This window comes from Flavobacterium sp., from assembly GCF_035760125.1.
Lineage (GTDB): Bacteria > Bacteroidota > Bacteroidia > Flavobacteriales > Flavobacteriaceae > Flavobacterium.
The window spans coordinates 1-10373 of sequence record NZ_DASTTN010000458.1 but is presented as its reverse complement, the minus strand read 5'-3'; the positions used below and the strand labels follow the sequence as shown (position 1 = coordinate 10373).

Sequence of the window (10373 nt, the reverse complement as noted above, 5' to 3'; positions counted from 1 at the left end):
CAAATTTATTTTTTGCAAATGTAAGTTTTGGGCAGGCGACGGTTATCACAGATAAAGATGATTATGCTCCTGGTTCGACGGCCATTATCAATGGTTCCGGTTTTCAGGCTGGTGAAGTTGTAGAATTACATGTGGAACACGCAGATGGTGATCCATTAGGGACTGATCCTGGATTTCATGAGCCATGGTTTGTGACCGCAGATAGTGCCGGTAGTTTTAATAGTTCTTGGTATGTGCCTACTGTAGTTGAAGGCGATGCATATGGGGCGACTTTATTATTAACTGCTCATGGAAGCTTGGGCTCTGTGGCTGATTGGTTGTTTACCGATGCGGGAAATTTTACCTATTTGACTACTCTAGGGAAAAGTAATACTATATCCGCTATAGCGAACACCACAAATAGTAATACTTTAAGTGTTGATGTTACTGCGCCTAAGAACAATGGAACTTTTAGCGCTAGTTTAGCTTTTGTCGTACAATCAGGGACTACAATTGGAATAGGTAATGGAGCTAATCAAATCAACTTGACAAGTGTTATTAATAATTATATTACGGGTGGTCCTTCTGGATCTGATATTACAAAAACATTTGCAATTACTGTCGCTGTAGGTTCTAGTGTACCTGATGGTACTTATCAGTTTCAAGCGACAGCTATTTCAACTTCTGGTAATCCAGCCAATAATAAAGAATGGAAATTTGATGTCATAGTAGGGAGTGTTCCTGGATCTATTGGGACTGTAACTGTTGGAACTCAATCTGGAGTTTCAGTTTACGGTACAGTAAGTTCACCAACTTTTGATGTTACTTCTTTACGAGGAGCTAATGGATTAGTTAATGGGACTTATAGTGTATCTGGTCTGCCTAGTGGTGTTACCTATAATTTTGCACCATCATCTACATTTATAGCCAATGGAATAACTGCATTTCCGGGAGCAACATTAACTCTTAATGCTCCTGCAAGTCTAAACGCAGGTTTATATAATTTTACAGTTTCGTTGAGCGATGGCATTAGTACAGTTGCTGCCGTGGGAACGTTGACAGTTACACCTCGTCCGATTACCATCACAGCCAATAGCAGAAGCAAAACCTATGGCGATGCCGTAACGTTTGCCGGAACGGAATTTAGCACACCGGTAGGATCCCTTGTAAATGGGGATGCAATCAGCAGTGTGACCCTTGCCTCAACCGGAGCGGGGGCATCCGCAACCGTAACAGCGCCCGGCCCAACCTATCCGATTGTCGCCAGTGCGGCCATTGGAAGCGGATTGGGTAACTATAACATCTCTTATGCTACCGGAGTGTTGACCGTGGGAGTGAAATCCATTACTGTTACAGCCGATAACAGAAGCAAAACCTATGGGGATGCCGTAACGTTTGCAGGAACAGAGTTTACCACCGTAGGTCTAGTGAATTCGGATACGGTAACTTCGGCAACAATATCGAGCACCGGTTCGGCTGCCACTGCCGCGGTTGGGACTTATGATATTCTGATTGGGTCGGCCGTGGGATCAGGATTGTCAAACTATGATATTACATATACCAAAAAAACACTCACTGTAGGCAAAAAAGGTTTGGAAGTTTTTGCTGTTGATCAAACCAAAACCTATGGGGATGCCGTAACGTTTGCAGGAACAGAGTTTACCACCGTAGGTCTAGTGAATTCGGATACGGTAACTTCGGCAACAATATCGAGCACCGGTTCGGCTGCTACTGCCGCGGTTGGGACTTATGATATTCTGATTGGCTCGGCCGTGGGATCAGGATTGCCTAACTATGATATTACATATACCAAAAAAACACTCACTGTAGGCAAAAAAACAATTAGTATCAAAGCCGATGACAAATCAAAATTCTGTGGGCAAGCTAATCCTGATTTTACTTTTACTGTCACAGGTTTTGTAAATAATGAAACTAAATCAGTTTTGAATGTCCCTCCAGTGGTAAAATTAGACACTAATGGAATAACTATAATTGCATCGGGTTGTTCAGATAATAATTATGAAGTTACTAATTATGAAAGTGGGACTTTGACTATTCAAGGAGTTAACATCGATGCGAGTGCCAGTAGTTTAGTTATTCAGTTAAATAGTTCAACAGCTCCTTTAAAAGCTACTGTGAAGTCATCTCTAGATGGAAATCCAGTAAGCAATGTAAATGTTACTTTTAAATTGTTTAACGGATCAAATCAAGTTGGACCTTCGGAAACAGTATTGACTACAGATAATGGTGAAGCTTCATTGTCTTTAATTATAAGTTCATTGCCAATGGGACTTTATAAGGTAGAAGCGATATCTGGTTCAGATTGCTCTTCGTCGGCAGCCTATATGACCATCTATGATCCAAACGGAAGTTTTGTAACTGGAGGTGGTTGGATTAACTCTCCTGCTGGTGCATTAGTAGGACAATCGTTGACAGGTAAAGCCAATTTCGGTTTTAATGCTAAATATAAAAAAGGAAATAATCAGGTAGAAGGAAATACAGAGTTTCAGTTCCAAACAGGAAATTTTAACTTCAAAAGTAATTTGCTTAATGCCGGGACATTGGTGATTTCTGGAGCTAAAGCTACTTATAGAGGTGTGGGTACTGTAAACGGATCTGGAAACTATGGATTTATGGTTTCTGCAATTGATGGACAAATTTTAGGTGGTGGCGGAGTTGATAAATTCCGCATTAAAATATGGAATATCGCCAACGGAAATACAGTTGTATATGATAACCAAATGAATGTTGATGAAAATCTTGCAGCAACAACTGAATTGGGTGGAGGTTCCATTGTAATACATGAGGTTAAGAAAAACACCACTAAAATTGCTCAAAAAGCTAGTGTGACAACTCTGGAAATTCTGCAATTCAATATCACTGCATATCCAAACCCATCAAAAAACTATTTTAGTTTGAATTTGACAGGAGGCAGTACTGAAAAGGTAGAAATAGATATCTTTGATATGCAAGGAAGAAAAGTTAAACACATAGAAAGTGCCAATCAGGATTCTATTGTGTTTGGTGAGGAGTTGCCTGTTGGCAATTATATTGCTGTTGTCAATCAAGGGGCTAACCGAAAAACAATCAAACTTCTAAAAGAGTAAATATATTTATTATCAATAAAAACAACAAAGCCATCAGATAGTTCAGTGATGGCTTTGTTTTTTTATAACAGGGGATTTTTTTTTTTTTTGAATTATTACTGTAGTGATTTTGTATAGTTTGAAATGGCAAGTGAAGTTATTACTTTTCGAAAATTACGGTACTTGCTGTCGCGCCAAGATCTAGTAGGTTGTTCGTGATATTTTTTACAAAATCAGTTGGGCCGCAGACATAAAAATTCTGACTGAAATCTGAAATGTTGTCAATTAGGAAATTACGATCTATTCTTTTTTCTTGAAATCCGATGACATTTTCTCGGGTGTATACTTTTAAAAAATCTTTCTTTAGCATTTTTTGTAATTCCTCTGCCATAATTACGTCTTCTGAAGTTTTGTTGCTATAAATGAGTTTATTGCCAACTAAGTACTGTTTTTTGTATAAATCACGAAAGATTGAAATAAATGGAGTGATACCTGCGCCACCGGCAATAAAAGTTCCTCTTCCTTTGTATTGAATGGCTCCGAAAACATCGTGAAGTATTAATTCAGTTCCAGCATTGACACTTCCTAGTTTATTGGTCACGCCTTCATGATCTTTGTAAATTTTAATCATAAATTCGAGGTAATTCTGTTCCCTTAAATTGGTAAAGGTAAAAGGGCGCAATTTATCTTCCCATTCTGGAAGGTTTATGGAAACATCGGTAGCTTGACCTGGGCTAAAATCGTATCCAGCAGGTCTTTCGGTTACAAAGCATTTTACATCATGGGTTATGTAAAATGCTTTCAATATTTTTACAATTGGTGTTTCCATATAGTTTATGATTTGTTTAATTTAGTTTGGTCAGCCAACTTTGCCAAACTTTTTGCGGCATTTGTGAAGTCTGATGGTATGAGGATTACTGTGGTGGTATTATTGTCAATACCTATTTCTGCCAGCATTTGCATGCGTCTTAATTCTAATGCAATTGGGCTTTCTTCCATTTTTTTTGCTCCTTGGGTTAGCTTTATGGAAGCTTCTAATTCGGCTTCCGCTTTTACAATTCTTGCTCTTTTTTCTCGAATTGCTTCCGCTTCACGTGCCATGGCTCTTTGCATTGCTTCTGGAATTTCGACATCTTTCATTTCGACCATTTCAATTTTTATTCCCCAAGGTTCAGTTGCAGAATCCACAATTTTTTGAAGTGTCCCATTGATTTGTTCTCTTTCCCGTAATACTTCATCCAGAGAATGCTGTCCGATAATATTTCGTAATGCGGTAACCGAAAATTGATAAACAGCCTTATTGTAGTCTGCTACTTTGATAATTGCATTTTCAGGACTAGTTATTTTGAACCACAATACTGCATTTACTTTAATTGTTACACTGTCTTTTGTAATGGTTTCCTGTTGTTCTAAGTCTACAGTTTTTGTTCGAATGTCTACCCGTTGTTGTCTTTCGATGAAAGGGATAATCCAATAAATTCCAGGTCCCATAGTGTTTCTGTAACGGCCAAGTCTAAATATTACTCCACGTTGATACTCTTGTGCAATACGAATACCTCCTATAAGGAATATAGCGAGTATGGCTACGGTAATTTGTAAAGGTGTCATGGTTTGCTTTTTTAAGCGTCGTTTTGTTTGTAATTTAAGGTTATTTGATTTTTTTTTGAATCTCTATTTGGTGTTATTTTTCACCATAGATTACAAGGGCACTCGAATCAATAATGACATTGTTGTCAGGATATTTTTGATTCACTAATGAATACACTTCTTCTTTTATTTTTTGTCTCATTGTGTCATCTGTTTTACTGAGGGCGGCAACTACAGGGGCGGCAACATCATTCATTAGACTCCAATAAACATCTGTTGTTTTACAATTTAATTTTCCTGTAACTTCATTTTCTGAAATATTTTTGAGACCTGCTTGCGAAAATAAATCAGACATAAATCCAGCTTTTGAACAACGAAACATTCCAGGAGCTCCGGGTGGAGGGGGTGGTATTTCTATATTTTTGCCGATGCTTCCCATAGTGGCGGTTATCCAGAAATTTTTTTCAGGAATGTTCCAAACGGCGGTCGCAATTTTGCCCCCAGGTTTAAGAACTCGTGTCATTTCTTTTATGGCTAATAGCATGTCTGGAAAAAACATAAATCCAAAGCGACAACTAATGGCATCAAAAGTATTGTCTGCAAAGGGAAGTTCGCTAACGTCACACACTATAGTTTCAAAATTTTTAATTCCTCTCTTTTTTGCATTTTCTTGGGCTACTTCAAGCATTCCTTCGGCTAAGTCTGTTGAGATTACTTTTCCTCCATTTAAATGTGATGCAATGGTTAGTCCCGGTTCTCCGGTGCCTGCGGCGACATCCAGAACGATAGCGTCACTTTTTAAATTGAGCAGTTTGATGATTTCATCTCCCATGGGTTTTAGGAAATCCATTGTAGGTTCATCCCACTTTTTCCAACCGGGTGAAAATTTGTTCCAGGTTTCTTTTTGTTGGTCTCTGATTTGTTCAATTTCTAGTTCCATTATAGTCTAATTTATTGTTCTTAATTATATTGTGAACTACACGACTTAGTAGGGAAAGAAAAGGTTGAGATCTAAAGGGGTGTTATTTTGAAATGGGGTAATAAATTTAAGAATATAATATGTTTGCTTGTGTTAAAGACATCATATATTTTGCAATAAATGAAGAGTAATTAATAAAAAAAAAACACTCTAAAATAAATTCTAGAGTGTTTTTTGAGGTATTTAGAAATTGAGTTTTATAAAAATTCTCCGTGTTGAGAAATGTCTAATCCTAGTTCTTCTCTTTCTTCAGTTACTCTTAAAGGAGTTATTTTATTTACAATGAAGAATAAAGCATAAGAAACAGAAAAAGCAAATATGGAAACAAGAACTAATGCTTTCAATTGGATTAAAAACAAAGTAGGATCACCAAAAATTAAACCTTGGTTATCACCAACAATTGAGTTTACAGATTTTGATGCAAAAACACCAGTTAAAAGCATACCTACCATACCACCTACACCATGACAAGCAAATACATCCAAAGCATCGTCAATTTTTCCTTTAGGGAATTTGCTCACAACAAGGTTACTTACAATACTGGCGATAATTCCGATTGCCATAGCGTGAGGAATGCTTACGAACCCTGCAGCAGGAGTAATGGCAACCAATCCAACGACTGCACCAATAGAAGCTCCCATTGCTGAAAGTTTGTGACCCATAATTTTATCAAGAAATACCCATCCCATTGCAGCGGCAGCAGCAGCTACAGTTGTGGTTCCTAATGCTTGAGCGGCAAGACTACCTGCACCTACAGCAGATCCAGCGTTGAAACCGAACCAACCGAACCATAATAAACCAGTTCCTAATAATACATAAGTAATACGAGCAGGGTTTGCTTTTTGTACTTTTCTTTTTCCTAAGAACATTGCACCTGCAAGAGCAGCCCAACCAGCACTCATGTGTACTACTGTTCCTCCAGCAAAATCCAATACTCCCCATTTAAAGAACATTCCATCAGGATGCCAAGTCATGTGACATAGTGGAGCATATACAAATAATATGAACAATACCATGAATAATAAGTAAGCCCAAAAACGAACTCTTTCAGCAAAAGCTCCAGTAATTAAGGCAGGGGTGATGATTGCGAATTTTGCTTGAAATAAGGCAAATAAAATAAAAGGGATAGTTGGTGCTAATTCCCAAGCAGTGTTAGCACTTACGCCGCTAAAAAACAGGTTTGAAGTTGGATCACCAATAAAACCTCCAATTGAAGGGCCAAAGCAAAGTCCAAAACCAATTACAACCCATAATATAGTTACTATAACCATAGCCATGTAGCTTTGTAGCATAGTACTGATAACATTTTTTTTGCCTACCATTCCACCATAAAAGAATCCAAGTCCTGGTGTCATTAATAATACAAGAGCTGTGGCTACAATCATCCAAGCCGTGTCTCCAGTGTCTAATTTTAATTCAATAACGTGTGCTCCTAGTTTTGATGATTCATTGAGTAAATGAATTGAAAAGATTGATAATACCAGGATTGTGATTAGTATCACACTTAAAATAATTTTTCGCATAGTTTTTCGGTTTTTAATTTTTTATAAATGTATCAAATGATTTTATACCCTCCAAAAAATATGGGTTAGTATAGGTATTTTTATGGATATTGTATTTCGCACCCCTATATTTTGATGGGTATTTAATTTTTTAAGTCAAAAAATAGAATGTGTTAATGGAATTTTAAGTTTTTTTTAAGGTTTGTTCTTGAATTAACTGATTATTCGTGAAATTATCGCTGATTTTGGTAATTAAACGAACTTTTTGTTAATGATAACTTAAAATTTTTTTTTCTGCGATGAGTTTTGGCAGGGATTTATATTTAATTATTTATGTTGGTTTGGGTGGGAGTAAACGGTGTTTTGAGGTTTTTTTTACTTTTATCATTGTAGGTAAATTTGTTAAATTTATTAAAAAAATGTTTAATATTTGCAAATTACATGATGATTTATTTGTTTAATTTGAATTTAAAGATTTGTTATTTAAAGCTTTATCCTCAAAAGTGTGGCTTCATTGTTTGGGGCGATTTGCTTGATGTAATGAATAGGAGGAGTTAATTGATTATTGAAACTTGATCAAAAAAAAACACCCTAATTTCTTAGAGTGTTTTGGTTTTATAGTTGAAAATAGAAATTATAAATATTCTCCGTGTTGTGAGATATCGAGTCCAAGTTGTTCTTTTTCTTCAGAAACTCTTAAAGGAGTGATTTTGTTAACCACATAAAAAAGAAAGTAAGACATTGTGAAAGCAAATATAGAAACGCCAACTAGAGCAATTATTTGATGAGTGAATAATTTGGTTTCTCCAAAAGTAAGTCCTTGATCAATAACTGCGGGGTTAATATCTTTGGATGCAAAAACTCCTGTTAATACCATTCCGACCATTCCGCCAACACCGTGACAAGCAAATACATCCAAAGCATCATCGATTTTAAATTTATGGAATTTACTAACAGTAATATTGCTGATTATGCTTCCAATAATTCCCATAGTAATTGCATGTGGCATGCTTACAAATCCTGCTGCCGGAGTGATGGTTACCAGTCCGACTACTGCGCCAATACAAGCGCCCATAGCTGAAAGTTTGTGTCCCATAATTTTGTCAAGAAATACCCAAGTCATAGAGGCGACTGCAGCGGCAACGGTTGTTGTTCCAAGTGCTTGTGCGGCAAGACCATTGGCTCCCATGGCTGATCCTGCGTTGAAGCCAAACCATCCAAACCATAATAAACCAGTTCCTAATAATACATAAGTAATACGTGCTGGAGTTGGTTTTGGTGATTTGCGTTTTCCTAGAAAGATAGCTCCGGCAAGCGCAGCCCACCCTGCGCTCATATGTACAACTGTTCCTCCAGCAAAATCCAATACTCCAAAATTATATAGTAATCCATCGGGATGCCATGTCATATGCGCCAATGGAGCGTATACAAAAAGTATAAAAAGCACCATGAATAATAGATAAGCCCAAAAACGAATACGTTCTGCGAAGGCTCCTGTTACGATAGCTGGTGTTATAATAGCGAATTTAGCCTGGAATAACGCAAACAATAAAAAAGGAATTGTTGGAGCTAATTTCCATGAAGTACCAATTCCGACTCCTTGAAAAAAGATATATGGTATTGGGTTTCCAATAATACCTCCAATTGAAGGTCCAAACGATAATCCAAAAGCAATAAGTACCCATAAAACAGTTACGATAATCATTGCCATAAAGCTTTGAAGCATAGTACTGATGACATTTTTTTTGCCGACCATACCGCCATAAAAGAATCCCAATCCAGGTGTCATCAGTAATACCAATGCAGAAGCTACAAGCATCCAAGCAATATCACCAGTGTCAAATTTTGAAATTTCTAAAAGATTTGTTTTGTGGCTAGTTAAAAAGTAATTAGAGCAATAGGATAGTACCAAAATCGTGATGAGGATCACACTTAAAACTATTTTCCGCATTTTGAATTATTTTATATTTTTTTTGATGCAAAAATAAAAAATCATTTCAATCACCCTGTTAAAACAGATGTATGTTTGTTATTTTTATCATTTTTGTATTTTGAACCCCCTATATTTTAGATGGTGGATGTAAAAATCATTAAAAAATAACAATAATTTAATTTTGAATGTTTTTTTGCTCCTCATACAAAAGGGGATTTGTATAAATTGTAGCTGTTTATTTAAATTTATTTGACATTATCAGGTTGGAGTTATATATCTAATAATTGAGTTTCGCATTGTTATAAAAATTTGTGACGATTGCAATTAATTCCAACCTATTGAATCAAAATTTCATTAACTACAACACAAATCTAATGTCACCTTCAAAGCCAGAATTCATTTGTGTAAAAGTATTCAGTTGTTGAACCATTTTATCCAAGTCGGTTTTGGTATGGTGGGCGCTAATTACAATTCGACTTAATTTCCCAGAAGCCGTTGGATAAGGAAAGGAGGTTGGAATAATATTATTGTCCAATAATAATTGGAGCAGTTCCGCATGGTCGAAATAAATAGCGGGATAATCTTTGGTAAATGTAAAAGCGGTGTTGGGAATTAAATGCTTGGAAACATAATTCAAGTTATCTTTTAGTTGTTGTCTTTGTAGATGATAAAGTGTCTGAGCATTTACAAAGGTTTCCAAAAAAGCGGGATTCATTCCGGAGGCTCCCACAAAATTTTGCTGTTTTTTTATTTCTCCTATAAATTGAGAATCCCCAGCAATAATACCTCCTGAAAGTCCTATGGCTTTTCCCAGTGATGCAATAATTATTTTGTGATGAACATTTGGAAGTTCATATTGATTTAATACACCTTGCCCATGGTCGCCTAGAATTCCGATGCTGTGTGATTCATCAAGCAACAAAGTAATATCTTTATCCCCAGGAATATCTTGAAGAATACCCAAATCAATGGGGGTAACTTCAAGAGAAGGTATAGCATCGGCAACGATTCCAATTCTTGAAACGGTTGGATCCAAGAGAAAAGGATTCAGTTTCCCATTTTGAATTAGTGGTAATGAAAAGGGATGCAATAAAGCGGGATGTGTATTTGGGAAATGAAAAATCAAATCGGTGGTATGTTGTAGTTGTTCCAAAGCCAGTTTTCCGGCCAACATCCCAGAGGAAATTGTAACAGCAGCCTCGGTTCCTATTTGTCTGGCCAGTAAATCTTCTGCAGTTTTGTAAATCTCCAACTGGATGTTTGCCGAACGGGAACTTCCATAACTCGTTCCCCATTTTTGAAAACTA

7 protein-coding genes are annotated in these 10373 nt (G+C 36.7%); 1 reads left to right on the top strand and 6 read right to left on the bottom strand.

All coding sequences use genetic code 11. From position 1 onward, the window contains the following. On the top strand, positions 1-3086 hold a 3086-nt coding region (locus VFS71_RS16240), incomplete at its 5' end, for an MBG domain-containing protein (protein WP_326402589.1). Positions 3087-3225: 139 nt separating this feature from the next. Here the strand turns inward: VFS71_RS16240 and VFS71_RS16235 are convergent. The 6 genes from VFS71_RS16235 to VFS71_RS16210 form a co-directional block, all read right to left on the bottom strand. Beyond that, entirely contained in the window at positions 3226-3894 is a 669-nt protein-coding gene (locus VFS71_RS16235; RefSeq protein ID WP_326402588.1) for an FAD-binding oxidoreductase, read from the bottom strand. A 5-nt stretch (positions 3895-3899) separates the two neighbouring features. Next, on the bottom strand, positions 3900-4673 hold the full coding sequence (locus tag VFS71_RS16230; RefSeq protein ID WP_326402587.1) for a slipin family protein: 774 nt from the start codon (positions 4671-4673) through the stop codon (positions 3900-3902). Between the two features lie 73 nt (positions 4674-4746). Continuing rightward, entirely contained in the window at positions 4747-5592 is an 846-nt protein-coding gene (locus VFS71_RS16225) for a class I SAM-dependent methyltransferase (protein WP_326402586.1), read from the bottom strand. Between the two features lie 236 nt (positions 5593-5828). Further along, positions 5829-7154, bottom strand: coding sequence for an ammonium transporter (locus tag VFS71_RS16220; protein ID WP_326402585.1), 1326 nt, complete (start codon positions 7152-7154; stop codon positions 5829-5831). A gap of 613 nt (positions 7155-7767) precedes the next feature. Beyond that, positions 7768-9084 carry an ammonium transporter gene (locus tag VFS71_RS16215; protein ID WP_326402584.1) on the bottom strand — a complete coding sequence of 439 codons (1317 nt, stop codon included), beginning with the start codon at positions 9082-9084 and terminating at the stop codon, positions 7768-7770. A gap of 340 nt (positions 9085-9424) precedes the next feature. Continuing rightward, positions 9425-10373: aminotransferase class I/II-fold pyridoxal phosphate-dependent enzyme (locus tag VFS71_RS16210; RefSeq protein ID WP_326402582.1), on the bottom strand; the 949-nt coding region annotated here is incomplete at its 5' end.